The sequence below is a fragment of the Paenibacillus sp. cl6col genome (assembly GCF_900102125.1).
Lineage (GTDB): Bacteria > Bacillota > Bacilli > Paenibacillales > Paenibacillaceae > Paenibacillus_B > Paenibacillus_B suaedae.
The window spans coordinates 283,964-310,940 of record NZ_FNAZ01000006.1 but is presented as its reverse complement, the minus strand read 5'-3'; the positions used below and the strand labels follow the sequence as shown (position 1 = coordinate 310,940).

General features: G+C 46.4%; 21 protein-coding genes, 2 pseudogenes, 1 riboswitch and 1 other annotated feature. Of the genes and pseudogenes, 21 read left to right on the top strand and 2 right to left on the bottom strand.

Features of this window, described 5'->3' with window-relative positions; genetic code table 11:
• Positions 1 to 119: 119 nt before the first annotated feature.
• A riboswitch (Fluoride riboswitch) is annotated at positions 120 to 180 on the bottom strand.
• Positions 181 to 246: 66 nt separating this feature from the next.
• Positions 247 to 348 (bottom strand): annotated as a pseudogene (locus BLS15_RS28665) (ABC transporter substrate-binding protein); the annotation flags it as partial.
• A gap of 264 nt (positions 349 to 612) precedes the next feature.
• On the opposite strand from BLS15_RS28665, the gene BLS15_RS17590 reads away from it, so the two are divergent.
• The 3 genes and pseudogenes from BLS15_RS17590 (at position 613) to glnS (ending at position 4,112) form a co-directional block, all read left to right on the top strand.
• A complete protein-coding gene (locus tag BLS15_RS17590) occupies positions 613 to 786 on the top strand; it encodes a hypothetical protein (RefSeq protein WP_231515130.1) in 174 nt (57 codons plus the stop codon).
• A 15-nt stretch (positions 787 to 801) separates the two neighbouring features.
• Positions 802 to 1,944 carry a GerAB/ArcD/ProY family transporter gene (locus BLS15_RS17585; RefSeq protein ID WP_090513025.1) on the top strand — a complete coding sequence of 381 codons (1,143 nt, stop codon included), beginning with the start codon at positions 802 to 804 and terminating at the stop codon, positions 1,942 to 1,944.
• A 163-nt stretch (positions 1,945 to 2,107) separates the two neighbouring features.
• Positions 2,108 to 2,363, top strand: a binding site (T-box leader).
• Positions 2,364 to 2,457: 94 nt separating this feature from the next.
• Positions 2,458 to 4,112: pseudogene (gene glnS / locus BLS15_RS17580) on the top strand (glutamine--tRNA ligase).
• 221 nt (positions 4,113 to 4,333) lie between these two features.
• Here glnS and BLS15_RS17575 read toward each other — a convergent pair.
• On the bottom strand, positions 4,334 to 5,269 hold the full coding sequence (locus BLS15_RS17575) for a DMT family transporter (RefSeq protein ID WP_028532751.1): 936 nt from the start codon (positions 5,267 to 5,269) through the stop codon (positions 4,334 to 4,336).
• 349 nt (positions 5,270 to 5,618) lie between these two features.
• On the opposite strand from BLS15_RS17575, the gene BLS15_RS17570 reads away from it, so the two are divergent.
• From BLS15_RS17570 to BLS15_RS17485, 18 genes are all read left to right on the top strand, one after another.
• Positions 5,619 to 6,752 carry an exosporium glycoprotein BclB-related protein gene (locus BLS15_RS17570; RefSeq protein WP_090513021.1) on the top strand — a complete coding sequence of 378 codons (1,134 nt, stop codon included), beginning with the start codon at positions 5,619 to 5,621 and terminating at the stop codon, positions 6,750 to 6,752.
• 436 nt (positions 6,753 to 7,188) lie between these two features.
• A complete protein-coding gene (locus tag BLS15_RS17565; protein WP_021255997.1) occupies positions 7,189 to 8,385 on the top strand; it encodes an MFS transporter in 1,197 nt (398 codons plus the stop codon).
• Between the two features lie 291 nt (positions 8,386 to 8,676).
• Positions 8,677 to 9,663, top strand: a complete 987-nt coding sequence (locus BLS15_RS17560; RefSeq protein WP_021255996.1) for a helix-turn-helix transcriptional regulator — start codon at positions 8,677 to 8,679, stop codon at positions 9,661 to 9,663.
• A gap of 213 nt (positions 9,664 to 9,876) precedes the next feature.
• Positions 9,877 to 11,304: an aminotransferase-like domain-containing protein gene (locus tag BLS15_RS17555; protein WP_021255995.1), complete on the top strand. Its 1,428-nt coding sequence runs from the start codon at positions 9,877 to 9,879 to the stop codon at positions 11,302 to 11,304.
• 27 nt (positions 11,305 to 11,331) lie between these two features.
• Complete coding sequence (locus BLS15_RS17550) at positions 11,332 to 12,051, top strand: SDR family NAD(P)-dependent oxidoreductase (RefSeq protein WP_021255994.1); 720 nt, start codon at positions 11,332 to 11,334, stop codon at positions 12,049 to 12,051.
• A gap of 134 nt (positions 12,052 to 12,185) precedes the next feature.
• Positions 12,186 to 12,881 carry a FadR/GntR family transcriptional regulator gene (locus BLS15_RS17545; RefSeq protein ID WP_021255993.1) on the top strand — a complete coding sequence of 232 codons (696 nt, stop codon included), beginning with the start codon at positions 12,186 to 12,188 and terminating at the stop codon, positions 12,879 to 12,881.
• A 32-nt stretch (positions 12,882 to 12,913) separates the two neighbouring features.
• Entirely contained in the window at positions 12,914 to 13,714 is an 801-nt protein-coding gene (locus BLS15_RS17540) for an ABC transporter ATP-binding protein (protein WP_021255992.1), read from the top strand.
• A gap of 315 nt (positions 13,715 to 14,029) precedes the next feature.
• The gene (locus tag BLS15_RS17535; RefSeq protein WP_021255991.1) at positions 14,030 to 14,575 is read left to right on the top strand and encodes a GNAT family N-acetyltransferase; all 546 of its coding nucleotides are present in this window, start codon (positions 14,030 to 14,032) and stop codon (positions 14,573 to 14,575) included.
• A gap of 123 nt (positions 14,576 to 14,698) precedes the next feature.
• Positions 14,699 to 15,673 carry a DUF4179 domain-containing protein gene (locus tag BLS15_RS17530; protein ID WP_021255990.1) on the top strand — a complete coding sequence of 325 codons (975 nt, stop codon included), beginning with the start codon at positions 14,699 to 14,701 and terminating at the stop codon, positions 15,671 to 15,673.
• A gap of 39 nt (positions 15,674 to 15,712) precedes the next feature.
• A complete protein-coding gene (locus tag BLS15_RS17525) occupies positions 15,713 to 16,693 on the top strand; it encodes a DUF4179 domain-containing protein (RefSeq protein ID WP_021255989.1) in 981 nt (326 codons plus the stop codon).
• A 260-nt stretch (positions 16,694 to 16,953) separates the two neighbouring features.
• Positions 16,954 to 17,550: an RNA polymerase sigma factor gene (locus tag BLS15_RS17520; protein ID WP_021255988.1), complete on the top strand. Its 597-nt coding sequence runs from the start codon at positions 16,954 to 16,956 to the stop codon at positions 17,548 to 17,550.
• On the top strand, positions 17,519 to 18,739 hold the full coding sequence (locus tag BLS15_RS17515) for a DUF4179 domain-containing protein (protein WP_090513018.1): 1,221 nt from the start codon (positions 17,519 to 17,521) through the stop codon (positions 18,737 to 18,739). The genes BLS15_RS17520 and BLS15_RS17515 overlap by 32 nt, the downstream gene beginning before the upstream one ends.
• A gap of 290 nt (positions 18,740 to 19,029) precedes the next feature.
• Positions 19,030 to 20,871: a fibronectin type III domain-containing protein gene (locus tag BLS15_RS17510; RefSeq protein ID WP_090513015.1), complete on the top strand. Its 1,842-nt coding sequence runs from the start codon at positions 19,030 to 19,032 to the stop codon at positions 20,869 to 20,871.
• A gap of 167 nt (positions 20,872 to 21,038) precedes the next feature.
• Complete coding sequence (locus tag BLS15_RS17505) at positions 21,039 to 21,815, top strand: DeoR/GlpR family DNA-binding transcription regulator (RefSeq protein WP_090513010.1); 777 nt, start codon at positions 21,039 to 21,041, stop codon at positions 21,813 to 21,815.
• Complete coding sequence (locus tag BLS15_RS17500) at positions 21,808 to 23,031, top strand: MFS transporter (protein ID WP_090513005.1); 1,224 nt, start codon at positions 21,808 to 21,810, stop codon at positions 23,029 to 23,031. The genes BLS15_RS17505 and BLS15_RS17500 overlap by 8 nt, the downstream gene beginning before the upstream one ends.
• Before the next feature lie 261 nt (positions 23,032 to 23,292).
• The gene (locus BLS15_RS17495; RefSeq protein ID WP_090513002.1) at positions 23,293 to 24,492 is read left to right on the top strand and encodes an FAD/NAD(P)-binding oxidoreductase; all 1,200 of its coding nucleotides are present in this window, start codon (positions 23,293 to 23,295) and stop codon (positions 24,490 to 24,492) included.
• A gap of 82 nt (positions 24,493 to 24,574) precedes the next feature.
• Positions 24,575 to 26,029: an MBL fold metallo-hydrolase gene (locus tag BLS15_RS17490; RefSeq protein WP_090512999.1), complete on the top strand. Its 1,455-nt coding sequence runs from the start codon at positions 24,575 to 24,577 to the stop codon at positions 26,027 to 26,029.
• 187 nt (positions 26,030 to 26,216) lie between these two features.
• Entirely contained in the window at positions 26,217 to 26,864 is a 648-nt protein-coding gene (locus BLS15_RS17485; RefSeq protein WP_090512996.1) for an NAD(P)/FAD-dependent oxidoreductase, read from the top strand.
• Positions 26,865 to 26,977 lie beyond the last annotated feature (113 nt).

Sequence of the window (26,977 nt, the reverse complement as noted above, 5' to 3'; positions counted from 1 at the left end):
GTATGTAGATTTCTGTAAGACAGGTATGAGCAACCCTCTCCATTTCTTCACAACATCTCATCATCCTTTCTGTCATTACCATTCTGGACAAAAAAACAGACTCCTACCAGGGAAGTTATTCTCTGGTAGGAGTCATTAGCCTAGACGGCGGTTATGGCGAACTCCATCGCCTATTCAACTTAATATAGATGTATTTTATTTCATTTCATCCGCATAGTCAATTCTAATCCGAAGTAAGACGCGCTTAAAACCTAATTCTCCGTACAGCAATTGCGGTAAGCCTGTCGAAATCATAATGAACAAGCGGTTGCCGGGATACATCGTAAATTCGGATGCAGTCTCATTCGGCATTGCACCGCCCGTTCCGCCTGTTAAGGACATATTAAGGAGCGATCAGCTTCGTACATTGCACAAGAGCTCCTTACAATGATGATGAGCTCCTTGCATTGAAAAATTTTTCCCAATTCGTTTAAAAAAATGCTCAACGACGATAATTGAAATAGATTGATCACAAATATCCACAATATAGGAAATGGAGGATTACGACATATTTTAGCTAGTTTAGGGATCCTCATTATTGCAGTCACCATTATTATCATGGAATACCCAGCATTGTCGAAGAGCGGAAGTAAACAAGAAGCTGTCGCATTCGGTACACTGCTTACACTCGGCACAGTACTTGGCATCGCTCTGGCATTTCATGTTAAAGTACCAAGTCCGCTTGACATGGTTGCAGCCATCTATAAACCAATTACAAGCCTGATTTCAACATTCTTGAAGGGATGAACGAGAGGAGCAATCATGATGGGAAAAGGGGAACAGAATAATATCAGCGTTCGTCAGTTTACAATTCTCGTCTTCTTATATTCCGTTGGAACGGCGATCTTAGTTATCCCTTCAAGCTTGGCAGAAGAAGTGAAGCAGGATGCATGGATTGCTTCAATTATTAGCATTGGAATAAGCATGCTTCTTGTGAAGATGTATAGCATCGTCGCACAGCATCATCCGAGAATGACACTCGTTGAAATGATTGAGAAGCGCTTAGGCAAATGGCTTGGAACAGCTATTTCGTGGTTCTTCGTTTTCTTTGCATTAATCACTTCATCGGAGCTGCTAAACTATATGGGCTTCTTCATGACAACTCAGATATTGCCCAATACTCCTATGATCGCTACGAATATCATATTCGCATTCATCGTTGTTATGGGTGTGCGCTTAGGCTTAGAGGTGCTGGCAAGATCTGCAGAGATTCTATTTCCATACTTCATACTCTTGCTCCTCATTCTTCTGTTATGCATTGCACCACAGATCGATATACATAAGATTCAGCCTATCTTCGAGTCGAGTATGAAACCGATGATCCGTGCGACATTATTGTTCAGCAGTATATACTTGTTTCCAGCTGTCGTCTTCTTAATGATCTATCCGTCATCCACTCCAGAAGTGAGCAAAGCAACAAAAGCGTTCTATATCGGAGTGCTTCTGGCCGGTATTGTGTTGACAATCATTATCGCCTGTACGATCCTGGTTCTCGGAGCAGAGACAACTTCACGGCAATTATATCCGAGCTATGCGCTGGCTAAAAGAATTATGGTGGGGACTTTTTTTCAGCATGTCGAAGTAGTTGTAGCTGTCATGTGGTTCATTACCATTTACTTCAAAATGTCGATGTATTTTTACGTCTCGTGTGTAGGTCTGTCACAGACATTGCGACTGCACGATTACCGAATACTTGTATATCCGTTAGGTCTTCTATTAGTCATCTTCTCCATAATTGTTCATCCGAGCTCGGTGCACTACAGCGATTATAACAAGACAACCTGGATTCCGTTCGTTGCTACGTTCGGAATCTTAGTCCCGCTTCTGCTGCTCGCTGTTTCTATTCGACACAAGCGGGCACAATCGAGACAGGAATCATGTCAACAAGAGGGGAGTAAGGAATAGGCAAAACGGTCATGTTATGTCATGCGCCGTTCCCATTATGTATTCGCATCCATTTTCTGATATGAAACTACGAATTGTACAATCCATCGGTGAAGGAGAAGAAGCCTGTCTAACATCCGACTTTACATTGGTGGAATGATTTGTTATTATCTATCCCAATAATAGAAACGCGATGATGAGAAGAGTAAGGAAATATGCCCATATACAGAGAGCTCCTGCAGCTGAGAAGGAGCAATGAGCCATTTCCCGAACCAAGCCTCTGAGCAGCATGCCGGATCCGTTCAACCGTGGGATGGCATGACGGGAGCTCCCGTTACAGAGCTAGAGTATAAGCATGCTTCTTATGCCGTACTTGATGAGATTAATATGGCGACATATTAATGAACCCGGGGTGGTACCACGATAACTTCGTCCCCAAGACTTAACGTCTTGGAGGTGAGGTTTTTTTTATTGCGTTTTTTAGATATGTGTTAACACTCGATTCACCCCACAAGTTCATGAGGAGGCGTCACCATGAATCAAGATACTGCCTATTCAACTGACCATTATTTATACAGACTCATACATGAGGAACAGGAAGCTTCGCCGTTCAGTCGAAGCATGTGCACGCGGTTCCCCCCAGAGCCGAATGGCTATCTTCACATTGGGAGCGCCTATGCCATTCACACAAGCTATATGCTTGCGAAGCAGTATGGAGGCTCATTTCATCTGCGATTCGACGACACGAATCCTCTGAAGGAGGACATCCATTACGTTCACTCCATCATTGAGGATATGAAATGGCTTGGATATGACCCCGATTATATTTATTATGGATCGGACTATTCGGAGCAAATTTACCAAGCAGCTGTGACCTTGATTAAGAAAGGGAAGGCCTATGTTTGCGATCTTACGCCAGACGAAGTAGCGAAATATCGGGGGACGTTGACAGAGCCTGGCCGAAACAGCCCTTATCGCAGCCGCACGATAGAAGAGAACTTGGAGCTATTTACCAACATGAGACAAGGAGTCTTTCCTACCGCATCTAAAGTGCTTCGCGCCAAGATCGATATGAGCTCGCCGAACATGAATATCGAATTATTCATGCTGCGCACTATCGAACAAAGGATAACTGGTGTATATACCCGATGTATGATTTTGCACATCCGATTCAAGACTCCATCGAAGGCATCACGTACTCGTTATGCTCGATTGAATTCAAAGACCATCGTCCATTGTACGAGTGGGTTCTTCGCGAACTCGAAGTTCCAGAGCCTCCAAGGCAGCGCGAATTCGGACGATTGAATCTTACGGGTGTCGTAACAAGCAAGCGTTACTTGCGTCAGTTAGTCGAGGAGAGACTCGTTGAGGGCTGGGACGATCCAAGATTGCCAACGATTCGGGGCCTTCGTAGAAGAGGGTACACGTCAGAGAGTATACGCGCATTCATCGAAGAGATCGGCAGCATTCGGATCGAGAGCACCGCGAATATCTCGCTGCTGGATCATTGCGCAAGACAAGATCTTCAAGACCGAACATGCGGCATCATGGCAGTACTGCACCCGTTAAAGGTTGTCATAACAAACTATCCAGAGGATAAGGTAGAATGGCTGCACTTGGAGAACAATCCTCATAATGAGCCGCTGGGCCAACGGGATGTTCCCTTTTCGAGAACCATTTATATCGAGCGGGATGATTTTCTGGAGCAGCCACCAGGCCAGTTCCACCGACTACGTCCCAATGGCGAGGTTCGATTGAAGGGTGCTTATTTTATCCGGTGTGATGAAGTTATCAAAGATCCAGCAACCGACGAAATTACAGAACTTCGATGCACTTATGATCCGGTCACGAAGAGCGGCACAGGCTTTACTGGAAGGAAAGTGAAGGGAACCATTCACTGGGTGTCAGCAGCTCATGCGGTGGAGGCCGTCGTACATTTGTACGAGAACCTCTTGCTAGAAGAGTCTGTACCGAAGGATAACGACATCATCTGGACTGACCGAATCTGCCGAGACTCACATACTCGTATCTCTAACGTTATGTTGGAGCCTTGGGCAGCACAAGCTCTAACAGAACAGCGATTCCAGTTTATCAGACATGGTTATTTTGCCAGGGAGCAAGGTAGGGAGGGCACACATCTCGAATTTCATCGGATCGTACTGTTGAAGGATTCCTGGGTCAAGAAATAAACTCTGTATGGAGCGAATCATTTGGATGCCACTCGTGCTGTATAATCTGCTTGTCATTTCATTGCTGTGAAGACGTTTGTTGTGGAAGTTTTGGCGAAATAACATGATAGATCTTTGCTTTCTGCGAAAATGTATCATTTTCTTTGGAGAATATGAACGAAAATGGAGAAAGAGCTCTCTCGATGCAACACATTCGGGAGAGCTTATTTTATTGCTGTGATTCACCCAGACTGTACTCCTTGGAGATCAGTATGGCTTTTCTTAGGCCGCTGGAACAATTGCTTCAAGCTGTCGTAATTGATAAAGGCTGTACCGACAATAATGATTACTGCGCCAACAGCCGATACCCATGTGATCCTCTCCCCATAGAACAGTACGCCAACTACAAGCGCGAGCATCGGAGATACGTACAGCCAAGTAGAAGCAAATATTGGCGTCGTCTTGGCGACAAGCCAATAGAACAGACTATGCCCAATCATCGAACCAATCACAATTAAATAAAGCAATGAGCCAAGTGCGCGTTCAGTTAGTATACTCCCAAAGTTCCAATCCTCCGTAAAGGCGGATAGAGTAAGCAGTAGAGCTCCTCCATATATCATCTGAACCGCATTAAGTGCAAATGGTGACGTAGTTGCAAAGCGCTTCGCAACCCGTTTGGAGTAAATTGCACCCCCTGCATAGAACAATTGACCTAAGATTATAACGATGCTGCCGACAATAACCCATATACTTGCCGATACTGAGATCCCAGGTACTAGCATAAGAACAACTCCTAGGAATCCTATGACACAACCTAGTAAAGCGTGAATGGTGGGTTTGTGGCGCATGAAGATCATCTGCAGCACAAGTACTAGAATAGGCGCTGTAGCTGACAGAATCGCTGCGATCCCCGAAGCAACAAATTGTTCTCCCCAATATAGAGCAGCAAAAGTTCCGAATGTAAGACCTATCCCTGTAAGGAGCGAATCTTTGTGCAATAACAAGGACAGGCTTGCTTTCTTCCTCCATAGCATCCAACTGAACAATAGGATTCCAGCAATGAAAAATCGAAGCCCCCCTGACAGGAAAGGCGGGGCAGAGGCGTCCACACCAATTTTCACCGCCAGGAAGGTTGTGCTGAAGATGAGACAAACGAGCACATAATTGAAGATAACCATGGTTTCTCCTCCTTTTGGATTGATCATACACGCTATGGGATAGGACAGATTACTACAAATAGAACAGATTACTTCGGCACGGTTAACAATGGGAAGAAGAAAGATTTGTATACATGTCCATACGATGAAAGCAAGTGTATTAATGAGTAGTATCCAGCTTCTTGTTGTTTCATTGGATGCAAACACGATGTTGGTTTCCCCTCGTCATCATAGGAGTACACATTTGTTATGACGCGTAGAAACGGAACATACTTTATGTCTTTACCTTGCGTTTTTTACCCAATCATTTCTTTCATATGTTCATATAATTATAGGGTAATTGAAAATACAACTTGCGGGAGGGGTTCATTTGTCACAATCTAATATCCCCAACATTACTCCTATTATTTCTGTAACTAGAGACGATGCAATCAATTTATTGTTATCTTCTATTGCTTTGGAAGAGCTCGGATTAAGCCACATTATTAATGCTGAAGGTGAAAAAATTCAGTTTGCTTTAGGTACTTTACCAGGTGTTACTTCTCCACCTGCTACAATTAGTGACATTTTGCTTGTAAACCAAAGTGTAAGAAATACAATTCAAGACTTAACCAAAAAAGAATTTCTTCTGCAGAATAAACTAGATAGCATCTTGTCTACACCGATATCTGTAGGTCCAACAGGGCCGACAGGCCCTACCGGCCCTAGTACTGGCGTTACTGGTACTACAGGTGCAACAGGCGCTACTGGAGCTGCTGGTGTTACAGGTGCAACAGGCGCTACTGGAGCCGCTGGTGTTACAGGTGCAACAGGCGCTACTGGAGCTGCTGGTGTTACAGGTGCAACAGGCGCTACTGGAGCCGCTGGTGTTACAGGTGCAACAGGCGCTACTGGAGCTGCTGGTGTTACAGGTGCAACAGGTGCTATCGGCGCTACTGGAGCTACAGGTGCTACTGGCGTAACTGGCGTAACTGGAGCTCCTGGTACAGGAGCCATTATCCCATTTGCTTCCGGTGTACCTGTACTATTGACCACGCTCGCAGGCGGATTGGTAGGAACAGGCGGACTAATTGGATTTGGTAACTCTGCGCCGACCGTAAGTGCATTAGGTGCAACAATTGATCTGACAGGAGCGGCAGGTTTGCTTCTGAACATGGCATTCTCGATGCCACGTAATGGCATAATTACGTCTATTTCTGCTTACTTTAGTACGACAATAGCCCTTAGCCTAATTGGAGCAACTGCAACGATACAGGCCCAATTGTGGCAATCGACTACGCCGAACAACACATTCACTCCAATTCCAGGAGCTATCGTTACATTAGCACCAGCTCTTACTGGAATACTAGCAATTGGTGCAATCTCCCATGGAGTAACGACTGGACTAGCTATACCTGTAACAACAGAGACTCGCTTGTTAATGGTCTTCTCGGTTACAACAACAGGTTTGACACTGGGTACTACGGTTGCAGGATATGCAAGTGCTGGTGTAGCAATTACGTAATCACGATCATTAGGAAGAAATAATTAACATCACGATTGAATCGGCAGCAATACACTTTTCATGTAAAGGTGTGGAAGCTGCCGATTCTTTGCTTTGTTCATATGAATCGATTTCAAGTTCGATCAATGGTTCACATTTCTTCTGCTATATTCTTGTAAAGGTAAGCTGCCTACTCTACTAAATTAAGTAACATGTCAGAATCTATCAGCAATTCAATATCGAATTGTGTTAATTCGTTCTGAACCTACATATTGATCAGGAGCAACAAAAAATATTGTTGGCTTCCTCAACCGCAACTATTTCTCTCTCTGGATCAAGGAAAATCCGTTTACCGGCATAATCAATCCGTTTTGCGGTAGCAGGATCAATCCTTTTTCTTATACCATTTAGAGGGAATCATCCGAAGAAGAGGTATGGGAGAGGAGGGCCATTTAAGATGGCTAGAATTCGATTTAGCGTATTTTTCAGTGTATTTGTCTCGATGGTTGCGTTAATGATCATTGCGCCGGTCATGCCGCCGCTCATTCGTGAATTGGGATTAAGTGAGGTGCATTCAGGCATCATCATTTCATTAGGCTCTGTCGCCATGGCCGTTATGGCTCCTGTATGGGGACGACTCAGTGATCTCAAAGGGAGAAAGCCGGTTATCTTAATGGGCTTCATCGGAATGTTCGTCAGTTATGTCATTTTCACTGCAACGATGTATGCCGGATTATATGGAGCAATAGAAGGGGGGCTGCTCCTTGGACTTCTAATCGCTGCACGAGCTATGGTTGGCATGTTCATTCCAGCTGTACCTTCATCCGCACAGGCGTATATGGCTGATGTAACCGATGAGAAGGGGCGTTCTTCAGGCATGGCCCTTATAGGGGCAGCAAATGGGCTTGGCCTTGTGCTCGGCCCTGCAATAGCTGCTGTATTCGCATTTATTGGGCTGATATGGCCGCTGTACATTGGGGCATTACTACCGATTATCGCATTCTTTGTCGTGCTCATGTTAATTCCTACTCATAAGCAGTTGAATCACACCAAGCCGCCCAAAGTGAGTCCGTTCCAGAGAGGGATTCCCCTTAACTTACTAGCCGGGATGATTACCATGCTCAGTATCATTACGCTGCAGGTAGTTGGCGGCTTCTATTTTCAAGACCAGCTTGCACTCACTACGCAAGAAACAGCCCGCATGGTATCCATGGGATTAATGCTGACAGGAATCGCAATGATTTTGACGCAGGGCATTCAAATGAAATCATCGAAGCTGCATCCCAAGCAGCTGCTGCTCGTCGGATCGCTGCTCCTTCTATGCAGTATCGCACTGTTCCTGTTTATAAATAGCTTGCTCAGCTACTATATCGCATTCTCCCTGTTCGGAGTAGGGGCTGGATTGTTGATGCCCGGCTTCATGACAGGCGCATCGCTTGCGGTATCCAGTGAACAACAGGGAGGGGTTGCAGGACTTATTGCGGCCGTACAAGGAATTTCTGCGGTAATTGCACCTATTCTAAGCACGATGCTGTATCGGCTGGATAAGCATGTTCCATTTGCAATCATGGGTGTACTCGTTCTTATATTGAGCATTACTATGGTTGCTGTACTGAATAAGCCGACCATTAGCAATTCAGCTATCGAGAAATAAAATAAGACTCTAACCGTAGACTAATAAGCATCTAAAAATAACAAGAACAGCAAGAAGATAAGTGAAATGTTAAAAAGAGTTTTTTATTTTCATTCATTGATAATGATAATCATTTGCTTTAATATGGAGATAAATACATGGATATGCTCGATTTGGACTAACATTGGGGGACGGCACAACAGGAGCGTCACAACTAAGCCTGCTAGGTTTCATGGGAATATACCGACACAGGATTGCTTTGTTCATGTACCATACAGAAACTTATATAGACATGGAGTGGAGGAGAAGGTCTTGAAACTGCACATCGATTCCCGCGACTTAAGTGATACATTCAGAGATTTCATAGATATCACTCCTTCACTTCGGCCAAATGACCAGAAGCGCATCTATTCCATTCCTACACCTAGCGGAACAGGGCAACTACAGCGGTTTCTCTTAAGAAAAGGGCTAGAAATCAACTTCTTCAACGCAGAATTTCATCGTCCGGTAACGATGGACGTCGATATCCATTATCCTCATCTTGAAATTTCATATACGACTTCAGGCAGCGGCAGCTGGTCAGCGTCATCGCAAGAATATGCAATGATCCCGGGGATGTCCTCGCTCATCTATGTCAAAGAGGCCAACATGATTGCGCAGCTGCACCCTAATGAACGGATGCAGCATATGGAGCTCCGGATTGATCTCAGGTATTTCGACAACGATCTTCCTGAGCTTGAACGATTGACTCGCAGCTCCGTCTTCTGTAAGCAAACGGCTGGCTCAGCCCAGATCTCATTGCTTGTAGAACAGATGAAGCAGTGCCCTTACCAAGGCGCGCTCCAAAAGCTATATTTGGAAGGAAAAGCGCTTGAGCTGCTGGCGCTTCATTTAGCTGCCTTGGAAGAAGAGGAGCCAGTGCAACAGACCACTTCCAAGCTGACTGCCGAAGACATTCAATGTCTGTATGAAGCGAAGGATATCTTGACAAGAACGTGGAAGCAGCCGCCCAGCCTGCTTGGGCTTGCGCGCTTAACAGGACTTAATGATTATAAGTTGAAGCTAGGTTTCAAGACATTATTCGGGACTACTGTATTTGGTTACGTACGGGAACTGCGCATGAATGAAGCAAGACGAGTGCTGGAACGAGGGGAAGCCAATGTAAGCCAGACGGCAATGATGGTTGGGTATCATAATGTCAGCCATTTTGCTTCTCTCTTCCGGAAAACCTATGGCTACAACCCAAGTGAATGCGGATTAATCGCATCAACTTCACGGCATGAACTGCACCAGATTTGAGGTAGAATGACTAGGTATTGGTTCGGAATAATTATTGAAGGTTTTTAGGATTCATGTCTGATATGCCTGGTTCATTACTGGCTGGATCACGATTGCTGTAACTCCCTATGGTATGGTCGTACATGTGCTTAACTAGAACAGATTGCTCCAAATAGAACAGATTGAAGATGGGTGTAGTACAATATAAGTTCAGATGGGAGAGGAGGCGTGCCGATGCGATCCAAGCAAATATACGATTACATATTGACGAATATTGAACGAGGAGAGTGGGGGGCTCATGATAAGCTCCCTTCGGTGCGATCCCTTGCCGCTGAACTCGGCGTGAATCGATTGACCGTATTCAAAGTCTACAAATTGTTGAAGCAGCACGGTGTGGCCTATGTCAAGGAGAAATCCGGCTACTACGTAAGCCCATCGAAGTCAGCAGTTGAACTGGATTATTTCAATAGTAAGAACAGCTCAACAGCCATACAGTTAACAAGCAATCTGTCCGATATTCACCGAGTTGCGGCTAACTATCAATTTTCTCAAGCTATAATCGATCCGAATTTACTGCCTAATCTGTTCCTGTCCGAATACGTAAAGAAAGTATTCGATAAGTACCCCAAGCTCATGGGAAGCTATTCCACACCGCAAGGGGATGAGGAACTGCGTGATGTGCTGTGTCAATATTTCATGCGGCAATATCGAGTCGATCTGACTATTGACGAAATTCTGATCACAACGGGTGCACAGCAGGCGATTGATCTCCTAGCCAGAATCCTAATTAGACCGCTCGATGCCATTCTCGTAGAGCGGCCAACATACAGCGCTGCGATTGACATCTTCCGAGGGCATGGCGCCCGATTGATACCGGTGGAGTTCACGCCGGAGGGGTACGATTTGGAAGCGATAGAGAAGCTGATGAAGCAGCATCGTCCACGAATGTTCTATATGAACCCAACGTTCCATAATCCGACGGGTTATACGCTTCCTCCGTCCCAGCGCAAGCAGCTTGTAGAATTGGCTGAGCGGTATCGTTGCATGCTTGTGGAAGATGATGCATTTCATGATATTTATTTCGATGAGGGGCCGCCGCAGCCTTTATTCATGTACGATACCTATGGATGGGTTGTCTATCTGCGAAGCTTCAGCAAGTACGTTGCTCCTGGTTTGCGCATATGCGCGGTGTTCGCTCGCAAATCGATGATCGATCCGCTGATTACAGCCAAATCGCTTGCAGATAACGGAACACCACTCGTCACGCAAAAAATATTTCTTCATTATTATCAATCTGAACGGATGCAGCAGCACCTAGAGAAGTTGCGGATCGCGCTGCAAATTAGACGGGACGTAATGGAAGAGGAACTATCGGCAGCCCCCATTGATTGGAGATGGACAACGCCGCAAGGCGGATTGAACATATGGCTTCGTCTGCCAAGCGACATTTCCTGTGGCGCACTCTTACACAACTGCTTCCAGCAATCCATTTCCTTTGTCCCCGGTCATATATGTGATCCGCAGAACGACATGCAATCATGGATTCGTCTAAGCTACTCACTTATGAACGAGATCCAAATACGAGAGGGAATTCAGCAGTTAGCGCAAATCGCCCAGCGAGTAGCAATAACCGATTCACAACCGATGGTTAATCCGAAATAATCCGAATCCTGAAAGGGGAATGGAATAATGAAAAAATACATTATTTTCGGTGCAAGTAAGGGACTAGGTGATGCGTTCGTAAAAGGTCTGCCCAAGCAAGGAGATCAAGTGTGGGTTGTCTCCCGTAATCGTCCAACCAGCATAGATCTGAAAGATGGGGTCAAGCGAATCTGGATTCAGGCTGATCTGTCGCAGCATGAGGCTTCCTCTCGTATAGCGAATGCAGTTGCAGAGGATGTGATTGATGTAATCATATACAACGTGGGCATTTGGGAACAGGACGGTTTTGAAGACGATTACAGTTTCGACAATGATGATCCTGCGGAAATTGCTAGAATCATTCATGTCAACATTACATCAACAATAATGTGTATCCAGTCGCTGCTTCCGAATATTCGCAAGTCAGAAGCAGGCAAGATCATCTTCATTGGTTCGACGGCTGGGCTAGATCATACGAACAATTCACAAGTTTCGTTCGTTGCATCTAAGTTCGGGCTGCGGGGAATAACGAATGCGCTGCGTGAGCATGTTCGCCAAGATCAGATAGCCGTTACCTGCATTAATCCAGGCGAGCTCGCCGCTGAAATTCCTTATGAAGAGGGAGCAGAAAAGGCGCTCTCTGCCTATGACAGTACCCGCATCCCAGTGCAAGATATCTTATCACTCGTCACATGCGTAATCGGACTATCCAAAGCAGCCTGTGTCAAAGAAATCAATATTCCTGCGATGCAGGATATGAATGCATAAATTCGAATTTACTATCTAAAACCGTGCGATGCACGGTTTTTTGCTTTTCATACGCAGGATTCGAGTTACACCTAACTATTGGATTGACATTTGTAAAAAAAGGAATATACTCCTTTATAACAGGAGATGATCTGATGAATTTGAATACACCTAAATTCACTGCTGTCCCTCGCCGCAAGCTGGTGGATCAAGTGCTAGAACAACTCCATGATGCGCTTAACCACCACTATCGTCCTGGCGATCGTATGCCGACTGAGCCGGAGCTGATGGAGATGTTCGGCGTAGGACGTTCGACGATCCGCGAAGCAGTCAAGATTCTGGTGCATGCTGGTGTGCTGGAAGTGCGACAGGGGGACGGGACGTATGTTCGTTCACGCCCCTCTGATTCAGATTCGTTGGAACAGCGGCTGCTTAGAGCGGAGACCGTGCACATTACCGAAGTGAGAAGCATGATGGATGCTCAGGCAGCACGCTTGGCATCAGAGCGCCGCACGGATACGGATCTTGAGCGAATGAAGCAGCTTCTTGAAGAACGAAAAAAGGCACTGGAGGTTGGCAATTACGCTGCCTATGTAGATTATGATGTGGAATTCCACTGTTCGATTGCAGAGGCGAGCCACAATCCTGTGCTGATTGATCTGTACCGTGCTTTCTGCAGCGCGCTTCGCGGTGAACTAAGCCACCTCATCGTCGACACGCAGCATTATGAAGACCGGTCGGAGCTGCATGATCAGCTGCTGCAGGCGATTGCGAATAGAGACGCCGATACCGCCGTTCGCTTGTCGCTTGCCAATCTGGAGCCGCAAGGCGGCCGCAGAAACAGCAAATAACTGCCGAACACACAAGGGAGAGGAGAGACGTTATGGTTATTGATGTTCGCGATGTAACTTGGAATAGGGATAACAAGATGATTCTGGAACAGGTCTCTTGGGAGGTGAAGCAGGGAGAGCATTGGTGCTTGCTCGGGCTTAATGGCTCGGGGAAGACAACCTTGCTGAATATGATTAACGGCTATATCTGGCCGACGTCAGGCAGCGTATCCGTCCTCGGAAAGAAATTCGGCACATTCGATCTTCGCGAATTGCGGAAGCAGATCGGTTGGGTAAGCACCTCGCTGCAGCAGAGACTCCATGGACACGAAACAGTTCAGAAGATCGTTCTTAGCGGAAAGTTCGCTTCAATCGGACTATACGATAACATCGAAGAGTCTGATGAGGACAAGGCATTAACCTTAATTAAGCTGCTCGGCTGCGAGCGACTGCTAGGCCGCACTTATGATACATTATCCCAGGGCGAGCGGCAGCGTGTGCTCATCGGGCGTGCGTTAATGGCTTCCCCGAAGCTTCTGATCCTCGATGAACCGTGCACGGGACTCGATATCTTCGCGCGTGATCAACTGCTCCACATGATTCAAGCAATTGCACGCGAGCCTGAAGCGCCAACACTCATCTATGTTACGCATCATGTTGAAGAGATCATGCCCTGCTTCAACAAAACGCTGCTTATTAAACAGGGATCTGTATTTTCATCAGGCAATACAGCCGCTCAGCTGACCTCGGCTCATCTGAGCGAATTTTTCGATTCGGCTATCGAGGTGCGGAAAGAGTTGGGACAACGTTATTCCCTTCAATTGCTGTCAAATGAACCACATTATCATAAGTAATGACGGAAGCGGGCGAGAGTACCCGCTTTAGCGAATCAACTTCCACCTCCTTAGCTAGTGCGATCCGGGAGACGACATCCTTATTTTCATATAAGCAGAGAAACTTGCTGTTCAGCATGTCTAATTGGAATGAAATTAGTAGAGCTGTCTAACGCTGTTTATTTGCAGCACAGACCATGCAATTTGCCATGAGGATACTCATATCCCCATGGTTTTTTTTGTGGAGACTAGTATATTCCGGTTCAATATGGTAGAATTCGAACAATTTCTTGTTATTAAAATCATGAATCATGAAGGAACATGGGGGACATCAGTATGCCACAACTTGAAACGAATAGATTATCATTAAGACCTCTGAATTTGAGCGATGCTGCGAGAATTGAACAATTAGCTGGAGATTATGACGTCGCCAAGACGACGTTGAATATTCCGTATCCATATCCGAGCGGTGCAGCCGAGCCATTTATCAACAGCATGCTGGAAGCTGAGAAGAATGATAGGGTGGTTATTTTCGCAATCTGCGAGAAATCATCTGAAGACTTAATCGGCATTATGAATATCAGCATCTCAGCAATGCATAACCGAGGAGAATTAGCATACTGGATTGGGAAGCCTTATTGGGGCAAAGGGTATGGCACCGAAGCAGCTCAAGCGATTCTATCTTATGGGTTCGAAGAACTAGGGCTTCATAAAATATTCGCTGAAGCATACACCTCTAATCCTGGATCGTGGAGAATCATGGAGAAGATCGGTCTCGCTTATGAGGGAACACTGAAACAACATGTGTATCGATTCGGTCAGCATTACGATTTGGCATTCTACGGGTTATTAAGAGAGGAATATGGACAAAGAACGAGCTAACTGGCTCGTTTTTTTGTTGCCAGATTTCACAGTTCTTATAAATAATCATGCCTTCTGTCACAAAAGAGCCAACTTAAATTGTTATATAGAGTAGAACAAGAGAGATTGGAATGGTGAATTCGTATGAATCATGTAGAGAGCAATCCTAATTCGAAAAACAAGTTCAGCTTGATCAAAAAAACCATCATTGTCACTTCCACTGCAGCACTGCTTGGCATTGGAGCATTCAGTTCCAGCATGCCAGCTACAGCAGCACTGAGGATAGATGGCTTCAATGAAAAGACGGCTATCAAGCAGGGGTACCTATACAAGCCTAATTTGAGTGTCAAGCATGATGGAATTACCCTAACTTTGACCGATGTTCGCTACGATGGAACGATATTATCCTTCGCATTGCGTCCGGAAGGAGCGAATCTTGATTTTCCCTTTACCATCAACCCGGAGAAAGAGAAACTCAAAGGTTACATCAAGTCAGAGTGTGAGGTGCTTGCCGATGGCAAACCCATCACCATAAGCAGCTCTGAGACCTTTGGAGAAAATAAGAGCTATCAATACTATGCAAAAGGGGTGAAGCTCCCTGACGAATTCGAGCTCTCGATTAAGGCCGGAGTGACGAAAGTGAAGGAAACTTATGATTTCAAAGTGCCGGTGAAGTTGAAAAGCAAACCGCTCGTTGTGAAGCCAAATAATGCATCCAAAACTTCCGGAAAATTCAGCTATACCGTTAAGCAGATTATTCTATCGCCGTTCTCTACACGGCTCATCCTGGACAGCGAAGGTTTGCCCCCTGCTTCAGCCGAGCAATCCGGGAAGTACCATGCAAGTCCAGTTTATTATGAGTTATTCGACAACAACGGCAACGAGATAGGGCCTGAAATGATTGGATTCTTCCATAAAATGCCGGAAACCAAGTACCATGTTGATAAATTCTACTATCCAACGGACGACAAGGCGACCTCCATCACGATTAAGCCATATACGTATACCATTAATAGCAAAAACTGGGCTATCCTCGAGGAGAAGGGGAGCAACGGGAAAATGACTCATAAGAAAACGTATTTGAAAGGCTTGGAGCTCACGATTCCAATCAAGCGATAACACAAAAATGATTTCCAACAGAAGGGATGACAGATACAAATGAAGTCAATCAAAAAAACGGCAATCGCAATATCTGTGGCAGCACTGCTTGGGACGGGGGCACTCGGTTCGAATTTGCCCGCAGCAGCAGCGCCGAAACTAGACGGCATCAATGAAAAGACGGCTATCGAGCAGGGGTACCTGTACAAGCCTAATTTGAGTGTGAAGCATGACGGGATTACCTTGAAGCTGGAAGAAGTGGAGTACGACGGTTCTACATTATCCATCTTAGTCAAGCGAGAAGGAGCAAATCTGGACGGTACGGTATCCCCATATTTCAGCATGGAGGATCTAAAAGAAAATCCGAACAATGAATTTATCAAAAAAAATGCCGTCCCTGAGCAGGATCAGCTAAAGGGTTACATTCTAAGCCCGAAGGTATTAGTTGATGGAGAGCCGATAAAATTGAACAGTGCCAGTTTCTCTGGTCCTCAGAATAATTTTTATTATGTCGCAAAAGGAGTCAAAGCGCCCGAGAAATTCGAGCTTACCATTAGGGCTGAAGTTACAAAAGTTAGTGAACCATTTGAGCTCAAGGTTCCGATCGAGTTGAAAAGCAAACCGCTCGTTATCAAGCCAGAAGCATCCAAAACGTCTGGGAAATTCAGCTATACCGTCAAGCAACTCGAACTGACGCCATTCTCGACCCGACTCATTCTAGACAGTCAAGGTCCAGTGCCTGCTTCTGCCGAGCAATCTGGGAAATACCATGCAAGCAAGGTCTACTATGAGCTTATGGATAACAAAGGGAAGGAAATAAATCAAGAAGAGATCGGATTCTTTAATAAAAAACCGGAAACCAAATACCATGTTGATCAATTCTACTATCCGATTGACGACAAGACGACATCTATTACGATCAAGCCGTATACATACACGGTAAACAGCAAGGATTGGAGCATCTTCGGAGCGAAAAAGGGCAGTGAAGGAAAGAGAACCTATCTGAAGGATTTGCAAGTTACGATTCCGATCAATCGATAATAGATACAACACAAGGGTTGCTCCAGAACCATGTAGGCATGGCTGGGCTGCCCTTTTTCCATGCGGTAACAAGTCGTCGTCTGAGGCGATTATTACGCACATCTTCGAATTTGTATCTACTATGCACAGTAGTATTATGCTAACATAAAACGGTCGCTTATTTTACAGAGCAATAGAATAAAAAATTTCATTGAACGTGTCACAAAATGAACGGTTCAGATTGTTATATATAATAAGACAACAAGAAAGGAGTTGAGCACTTGCAATCTACCAGCCCCGGGGAGTCAGTAGTGCAGCCTATTAATGTTGAAGAAATCGTTACGCGAGTACAAGCTGGTGATAAACAAGCTTACCGAACGATCCTACACAATTTCGAACGCCAAATGTATACATACTGCTACTATATTTTAAAAAATCATGCGGAAACGGAAGATGCTGTTCAGGAAATATTTATCCGTGCCTACGAGAATTTACATCAATATAATAGGCAGGTTTCTTTCTCTGCATGGTTATATAAAGTCGCCTATCATCATCTGATAAATTTGAAGAAGAAGAAGAGCCGTTGGCTTAATTTGATTAAGCAGGTGGAGAAGGAGACAGAACAACAAGAGATTGCCTTTTCCCAGCATGAAACGGTAGTAAGCGATCTCCTAACCTATCTTACTGCAGAAGAGAGGCATATTTTGCTCTTGAAGGCTGTGGAGCAGTATACATTTGAAGAGATTAGTGAAATTATGGGCCTGAAATCAGCAACGCTGCGCAAGAAGTATGAAAGATTACGTGCAAAATTAATGGATCGAATTAGTGAAAAAGGAGAGAAGGCCCATGGGACATATGCAGCGCACGGAATACGCTGAGATGGACGGGATCGAACAAATGATTCGTCAATCCTCACCGCCTCCCATTCGAACCGATAAAATCATGGATCGAATCGAACAAATGGAATGGACAAGCTCATTACCATTCCATCGTAAGCCGAGTATACTAAAAAGAACCTTATTCGCTGCTTCTGCCGCAGTCATTCTCGGAGTAGGAATGGTCGGAGTTGGATATGTATCCCCAACGATGGCGGAAGCTTTGAAGAAAGTGCCGGTAATCGGACTGCTATTCTATGAGGCGAGCGAAGACGCAGTTCAGAAGGCGATTGAGCGCGGGATTATATCCACGCCAAACGTTAGCGATACGCATGATGGAATTACGTTAAAGGTAACTGAAGTATTATTTGACGGTACTCGCTTGTCATTCCGCATAGAACGTGAGGGCAAAGATTTGCCTCAGTATCTGGCTTCTCCATATGTAGAAGGCTATTCGAATGAGGAAAGAGTTGCGCTCTATAATAAATTCTACGAGACAAACAAAAGTATGGCGGAATCCTTCGGCACTCCTGATGAGAAACAGGAGAGAGGGTATATTCGAAGCCCGGAAGTTCTAATCAACGGTGAGCCTATCAAATCCTCTGGCCAACTCAGCAGCTATATGATGGATGATAAGCCGATGTATATGCTGGAATTTAGACATGTCGCAACCTTACCGGATGAATTTGAACTGACTGTGCGGACAAAAGTGACACAGGTTAAGGAAACGTATGAATTAAAAATTCCTGTGAAGGTTGAGAACAGAGCCATGATTTTGAAACCGAATGCAACCAAGTCGGACGGCAAGTTCTCGTATACAGTTAAGCAGCTTGATATCTCACCTGTTTCCACTCGTATCGTATTGGACAGCAAGGGTCCAGTTCCGGCCTCTGCGGAACAAACGGGGGATTATCATGCAAGTAGAATGTACTATGAGATTGTGGATGATCAGGGACGTGTACTAAGACCATCCAAACTTATCTATACACCTGTTCTGCCAACAACCGAGTATCACCTCAACGATTGGTATGCGCCAGTAGGGATGAAATCGAAATCCATCACAATCAAGCCTTACAACTATACAATTAGCAACAAGAACTTTGAAATGAAACGAACCAATAAGAACGCTTTTGGAGATCGAACATACTGGAAAAACCTTGAGATGACGATCGAAATTCCGCAATTCAAATAATAAATAGTCAGGGCCGACTCTGCGAACCATGAAATCATGGGGAAGAAGTTGGCCCTGTCTCATTTTTATATAGAGAGGTATTTCTCCCCCTTTTATTGGAATTTATCCCTTATGATCAGTCCTTCTTTTCTTGATAATGATGGTGTAAGGCTGAGCTGCACGGAACGCCAGTGCAGATGCTCATGCAGGTGTTGTCTCATATGTCTGGTCATGAAGTAGGAGGGATAACCAATTCTGTTATCAACATTTCGCAAGCGCTATCATTATGGATTAAAGGAGGATGATTACGTATGTTACGTACAGGGAATACATCCCGCCACAAATGGATGGTTGTCTTACATGCAGCTCTAGCATTGATGCTCCTACAAGGTCTGGTACTCTGGGTGCCGCAAGCTCAAGCTGCCGTATCCAGTAAGACGATTGTAGGGTACTGGCACAACTTCGATAATGGCTCCGGGTTCATCAAGCTCCGTGACGTATCTCCTAAGTTCGATGTCATTAACGTCTCCTTCGCAGAACCAACCTCTGGCGTCACGAATGGTACAATCGGCTTCACGCCTTACAATTATACGGATGCCGACTTCAAGACTGATGTCGCTTACTTACAGAGCCAAGGCAAGAAAGTCATCATCTCGATCGGGGGCCAGAATGGGCAGGTGCAACTGCCGGATGCCGGAGCCCGAGATAATTTCGTCAATTCAGTCATTGCGATCATTGAAAAATATGGCTTCAACGGACTTGATGTGGACTTCGAAGGACATTCCCTCTATTTGAACGCTGGCGACAGTGATTTCAAAAATCCCACCACTCCAGTTATCGTCAACCTCATTGCAGCACTCCGTACGATTAATAACCACTTTGGAACCGATAACTTCTACCTGACCATGGCTCCTGAAACCTTCTTCGTTCAATTAGGCTATACCTTCTATGGCGGCAGCTGTATTAGCTGCGACAACCGCGCAGGAGCTTATTTGCCCGTCATCCATGCAACCCGCGATATTCTGGATTGGCTACAAGTGCAGAACTACAACTCAGGCCCGATTACAGGACTGGATGATCAGTATCACACGATGGGGAATGCTGACTTCCATGTGGCAATGGCCGACATGCTCTTGACCGGATTCCCTGTTGCCAAAAATCCAAACAACTTCTTCCCGGCACTGCGTCAGGATCAAGTTATGCTCGGATTGCCTGCAAATGCGAATGCGGGGGGCGGGTTCACTACGGTTGCAGAAGTGCATAAAGCACTTGATGCGCTCATGAAAGGCGTACAGTTGTCTAGCTACAAAACGCGCGGCAGCTCCACTGGATACCCGAACTTCCGTGGGTTGATGACATGGTCAGTGAACTGGGATAAATTCAATAACTTTGAATTCTCAAACAGTCATCGTGCTTATCTGGATGCATTAACTCCGCCTATTCCCGATACGGAACCTCCTTCCGTACCAACAAACGTAATCGTTACAGCTAAGACATCCACCAGTGTGAGCCTCAGCTGGACGGCCTCCACAGATAATGTTGGGGTGACGGGATATACCGTCTCCTATGGGACTCAATCTGTGAGCGTTTCGAATCCGAATGCTGTCATCTCGGGATTGACGCCAGATACGAATTATACCTTCACGATTACTGCGAAGGATGCGAAGGGGAACCAATCCGCTGCAAGCGCACCGCTAACGGTGAAGACAGCTCCAGCGGGATCAGGTGGAGATACAACACCTCCAACCTCCCCGAGTAATTTACAGGTAACTGGAAAATCCGCAACTTCAGTAACACTCAGCTGGTCGGCTTCTACGGACAATGTCGGCGTGTCTGGCTATACCGTGTCTTATGGAACGAATGCTGTCAATGTGACGGACACAACCGTAACCATTACGGGATTAACGCCCAATACAAACTACGCATTTACCGTAATTGCTAAGGATGCAGCCGGGAATGTTTCCACTGGGACTAGTGTTCAAGTAACGACAGATGTACAAGGCGGAGCTCAGCCATGGGCTCCAAATGTCAGCTATAAGGCAAACGACGAAGTCACTTATGGCGAAAAGACTTATGTATGCCGGCAAGCTCATACTTCATTGCTCGGTTGGGAACCGTCTAACGTTCCAGCTCTGTGGCAGCTCAAATCCTAATAGAACGGAAGTAGGGGAGTTCTGAATCGATCAGAACTCCTTTTTTCATGTAGGTAAACTGTGTCGCTTCTCCTATTGACACTTCCCATTTATGGCTTATAATCATGATTAATACTTAGATTTACTTATTAACACTTAACTTTACTTAACAGAACAGGGGAGAATCCATGTTTCAAGAGGAACGCTTGGCAGCTATATTAGAGCACCTGAAGAGAAACAAGCGCATTGAAGTGGAAGAAGTATGCAACCTGCTGTCTATATCACGAGATACGGCACGCAGGGACATTATCAAGCTTGAGGAACAAGGATGTATCGTTCGCACACGAGGTGGAGCCGTCCTGCCTACCATATCGAAGGAAATGCCCAATTACGGCCAACGGTTACAGAAGGAGACGACGTCCAAGCAGATGATCGGTCAGGTTGCCGCTGCTCTCCTTCACGACGAAGATTACTTATACATGGACTCATCCACGACGGTACGGTGTGTGGGAGAACATATGAAGACCAAGGGGAATGTCATCGTTACGAATTCCATCGACATGGCTGGTATGATGGCGGCAAGGAATGAAGCTCGCATTCAGCTGCTTGGCGGCCTATTAAACAATGATCAACGCATGATTTATGGATCGCGGGCGATTGAGATGCTAAGCGACTATCATTTTGACAAGGCCTTCCTAGGCACTTGTGGATTATCCATGAATGGACTGACGACCGACTTTGAAGAAGAGACATATGTCATCCGTCAGGTGATTCGCAGCGCAGACCAAGTCATTGTCCTTGCTGACCACTCCAAGTTCGGCAAGACGATGTTCCATCGTGTTGCAGGCTTAGAAGATATAGACTTTATCGTCACAGATCGTGAGCCAGATGCGGAGTGGCAGCGTTATGTAAATGAAATAGGCGTTGAGATCATCATTGCTGACAGAGAGGTGCACCATGATTAACAGACTAATTTGGATGGGTTGTCTATCCTACATTGTAACTGGGGTAACACTTGTCATTATGGGTGCAGTGCTCCCTGAACTGCTTCAGAACTATGACTTGAATTATACGGACGGTGGAATACTTGTCTTCGTCCAATTCGTCGGCATGTTGCTCGGCGTTCTCAGTATGCCTGCTATTTCTCGAAGATTCAGTCGGAAACGAGGAGTTATGATCGGATTGCTGATGATTAGCGCCGAGCTGCTGCTGTTTTTCCTCCCGCCATGGCCAGTCGTTATTTTGATAGCCGGATTTGCGGGGGCAGGAGCGGGGCTTGTGGAGTCAGGGATCGGTACCATTATTCTTGTCGCTGTCAAAGAGAAGCAAGCCATCGCGATGAGCAAGCTGGAGGTTACTTTTGGCCTCGGCGCCTTGATGATACCATTCGTGGCAAGCTTCTTAATCGCACGTGGGATATGGACATACTCTTTCCTGCTGCTCGGCATAAGCGCACTTCTCACGGCAATCGCCTGGCAGCGGATGTCATTCGGTCATGTCGATACGATGTTGACGCGCACAGTAACTAAGGGATCCGAAACCAAGCGCGAATCTTATTCGGGGAAGTCCATTCCTTTCCTTGTACTATGTGCCTTCTTCTTCATGCTCTATGGAGGAAGCGAAGTGTCTGTTGTGCACTTCTTCCCATCCCTGTTTATCGAGAGATGGGGCGTCGCAACCTCTGATGCAACATTGACGGTTACGGTATATTGGACGGCGATGGTTATCGGCCGTGCGCTATGCGGTGTACTTGCCGAGAAGATAACGTACTATCGATTTTTATGGCTGACGACATCACTCAGTGTCCTTGCATTGCTCATTCTGCCTTTCATCTCACAGGCATGGGGAGGGTACGTCATTAGTTTTCTCCTCGGGCTTGGAATGGCAGGCATGTTCGCGATCATGCTGATTTATGCAAACAGTGCGCTTCCCGGCATGACTGAGCGGACAACGAGTATTTTGCTGGCGGCAAATGGACTAGGTGGTTCGCTTCTTCCAATTGCAGTCGGTAGAATGATGGACATATGGCCGGTTCAAAGCGTCATGTGGCTTTTCTTCGGGGTGATGATAACGATGCTGCTGCTTGTATTTGGTTCAAAGCGCCTGAACATGTTCCTGTCAACGAGCAAACAAACGAGCCAAATCCATGCTCCTGAAGCGATTAGCAAAAACCATTCATAGCGTTATTACTAGAGCACATGCAAAGCTAAGATAATAAAATTTATCGAATGAAAAGCAATTCCTGCCTCGCAAGATGGAAGCGGAATTGCTTTTTTGTTATGCAATCATAGAATGAGGATTCCAGCCATATATTTTGACCATCGGTACATTAAGTGGATTCACTATCCCACAATAACTCCTTTGGAAATGAGGCAAGCAAGAATGCGCGAAAATACCCATGTGCACCAGCTAGCAGCACGTGTAAGCGGGGGAGGACATTGAATGCCAAAAAAGCTTCACTATACCATTGCAATTGTCGGGGCAGGCAGCGCCGGATTGTCGGTCGCGGCCCGCTTGCTACGCGAATCGAAAGCGCTTCACGGCTCAGTCGTGCTACTTGATCCGCAAACCAAACATTATTATCAGCCCTTGTGGACGCTTGTCGGCGGAGGCGTCGTCAGCAAGGAGACGACCGAACGCAGCCAGCAATCGCTGATCCCGAAGGGAGCCGACTGGATTCAGGAGGCGGTTGAGGAATTCAATCCGGAGGTCAACCGATTCGTTACCAAGGAGGGCACCATCATCCAGTATGAGATCCTCGTCGTAGCGGCGGGAATTCAGGTGGACTGGGAGCGGATCAAGGGACTGAAGGAGTGTATCGGACGGGATGGGGTGTGCAGCAACTATGATTATCGATACGTCGATAGCACGTGGAAGTCCATTCGCCAGTTCCGTGGCGGCAATGCGATCTTCACGCAGCCGAACTCGCCAATCAAATGCGGGGGAGCGCCTCAGAAAATTATGTATTTGGCCGACGATGCATTCCGTCAAGCAGGGATTAGAAATAAGACGAACATTATCTTCGCTTCGGGAAATGCGTCTATCTTTGCCGTTCCGAAATATGCTGCGGCACTTAATCGGGTGATCGAACGAAAAGACATTGCGACCAAATATCAGCTTGATCTGATCTCGATTGATTCGGTGAGGAAGGAAGCCGTGTTCGAGCACGTGGTTACGAAGGATCGGGAGACACTCCGATACGACATGATTCATGTCGTGCCGCCCATGTCGTCTCCCGACTTCATTCGAAATAGCCCGCTTGCAGGAGCCGCAGGATGGGCCGAAGTCGACAAACATACGCTGCAGCATGTCCGGTTCAAGAACGTGTTCGCGCTCGGAGATTGCAGCAATCTCCCGACTTCCAAGACGGGAGCAGCCATCCGCAAGCAGGCTCCCGTCGCCGTACAAAATATCATCAGCTTGCTGGCTGGACAACCGCTTGCCGCACGTTATGACGGCTATACATCATGTCCGCTCGTTACCGGCTATAATCGGCTTATTCTGGCGGAGTTCGATTATGATCTGTCCCCGCAGGAAACATTCCCATTTGATCAGTCGAAGGAACGGTACAGCATGTATATGCTGAAAAAAAATCTGCTGCCTAAAATGTACTGGCACGGCATGCTGAAGGGTCGAATGTAAGGGAAGTCTACGAAAATTTCAGGGTGTGAAGTTAATCAAGTACCCGTGGTTGTTTTATTTAGAAAGGGGAGAGTATTGCCTAATGCTGCTGCGTTATTTTTATGATGACAAGTTAGCTCATGCTTCCTACCTGGTCGGCTGCCAAGCTACGGGGGAAGCGATCGTGATCGATCCGGCTCGCGATGTAACGCCATATATCACAACGGCTAAATCCGAAGGCTTGAACATTATCGCTGCTGCCGAAACCCATATCCACGCTGATTTCGTGTCCGGAATGCGCGAATTCGGAGTGGAGCAAGAAGCAACACTTTACTTATCGGGCGAAGGCGGCCCGGATTGGATATATTCGTATGTGAGCGATGAGAGCGGGAACGAGGTCAATCATCGCCTTGTGCAGGATGGAGACCGATTCTACATCGGCAATCTCGAATTCGAAGTGCTTCATACCCCTGGCCATACGCCTGAGAGTATTTCGTTCCTGCTAACGGATCGGGGCGGAGGGGCCGATTCTCCGATCGGCATTTTTACGGGCGACTTCGTGTTCGTCGGTGATGTGGGACGCCCTGATCTGCTGGAGAAGGCAGTAGGGCTGGCAGGCACGGCAGAGGAGGGAGCAAGGCAAATGTTCCGCTCCTTACAGCGCTTCAAGGAGCTTCCCGAATACGTGCAGGTGTGGCCTGCCCATGGTGCGGGAAGCGCATGCGGCAAGGCGCTGGGCGCAGTTCCTTCATCGACGGTAGGCTATGAGAAGCGCTTCAATTGGGCCCTGTCCTTCACGAACGAAAATGAGTTCGTTAACTCGTTACTGGCTGGGCAACCCGAACCGCCAACTTATTTTCCGAGAATGAAGCACATGAACCGGATAGGCCCTGCATTACTCGGCCAGCTTGGTGCTCCAGAGCAGATCGAAGGGAGTGTGGAAGAAGTCGCGAGTTTCGTTCAAGCAGGAGCAATCGTCGTGGATACTCGCCCATGTGCTGCATTTGGAGCCGCGCATGTAAAGGGGACGATTAATGTGCCATACAACCGTTCCTTTACTTCATGGGCCGGATGGCTCCTGAATGACGAGCATCCGCTGTATGTGATGGGGGAAGAGGAACAATTGCCTCACATTGCCCGAGATTTGCGATCCATTGGCATCGATCGAATTGAAGGTCTGATCGAAGCAACGAAGATGTGGGTGGATAGCGCCCTCCGTTCATCTTCCAAAGAATTGCTGGAATCTTATCTTGACGTTACTCCTGCGAGTATCGCAGACCAGGTAGTTGGCGGCGAGATCGCAGTTGTGGATGTGCGCTCAAGTGCAGAATGGGAGGAAGGCCACATTCAACATGCCAAACATATACTGCTTGGCAAGCTTCCGGAACGCGTTCGGGAGGTTCCGACTGAAATGCCCGTGCTCGTCCAATGCCGAACCGGAATGCGTTCCGCCATTGCAGTCAGCATTCTTCAGGCGCATGGCGTTACGAATGTCTTCAACCTGCAGGGAGGCATCGTCAGGTGGCAAGAGGAGGGGTTGCCTATTGTAACGCGATAGATGGCTAGATCTTGGCCCATACATTTCAAGGAATACCATAAAATAATGAGTAAAAAGCGGGCAAAGCATGCTCGCTTTTTTTATTGGCTGTACAGGGAGTAACCCATTGACTATATACTATAGGGGGGTATACTATATAAGTAACAAAACACGAACATACGCCCTAAGTATATAGAGGAGGGATCGGATGACGCATCTCGCGAAGTTTGCAGTAACTCCGGGTTTTGAAGAAGGAGGAAGTCTTTTTACGCCTAAACAGTTGTCACTGCTTGGTTCTATCGTAGGCAATCAGGCAAAGATCGAGCTGACTACCTTCAAGCAGCTGTATGTCGAAATGGAAGAAGAGCGGATGGATGAGGTACAGCAGCGGTTGAAGGAAGTAGGGTTAGAGATCTATCCAGCAGGCTTCTACACCAAGAGCTTGATTACCTGTAATTTCTGCAGAGGAGCAGAAGACACGAATATGGAGCTTGCCAAGCAGCTGAATGAAGCGATAGCTGGAATCGAGGTTCCGTACCCGCTCCGGGTAGGCTACTCTGGATGTGCACTCGGAACAGGTGAACCGTTGCTGAAGGATATTGGGATTGTGAAAATGAAGGATGTATTCGATATATACATTGGCGGAGAGCCGAAAACAATCAAGCCAACCCTCGGCCAATTGGCGATTTCCGGAGTAACAGCGGAGCAGTTAATCCCTTGCGTCACCCGAATGATCGATTTCTTTCAAGCGAATGGCAAGAAGAAGGAGAAATACGCTACGTTTATTCAACGCATGTCGTTCGAAAAGATTATCGAAGAAGCTGTGCGTACCGAAAGTAAAACTGAATCAAGTTAACCTTGCACGCTAGGGAAGATCTGCATGTATATGATATCGTTTATCGTTCTGATAACCTCTTATTTATAGTTGAATGATGCTTCATACACTTGTGTATAAAAAAGAGCGGTCGG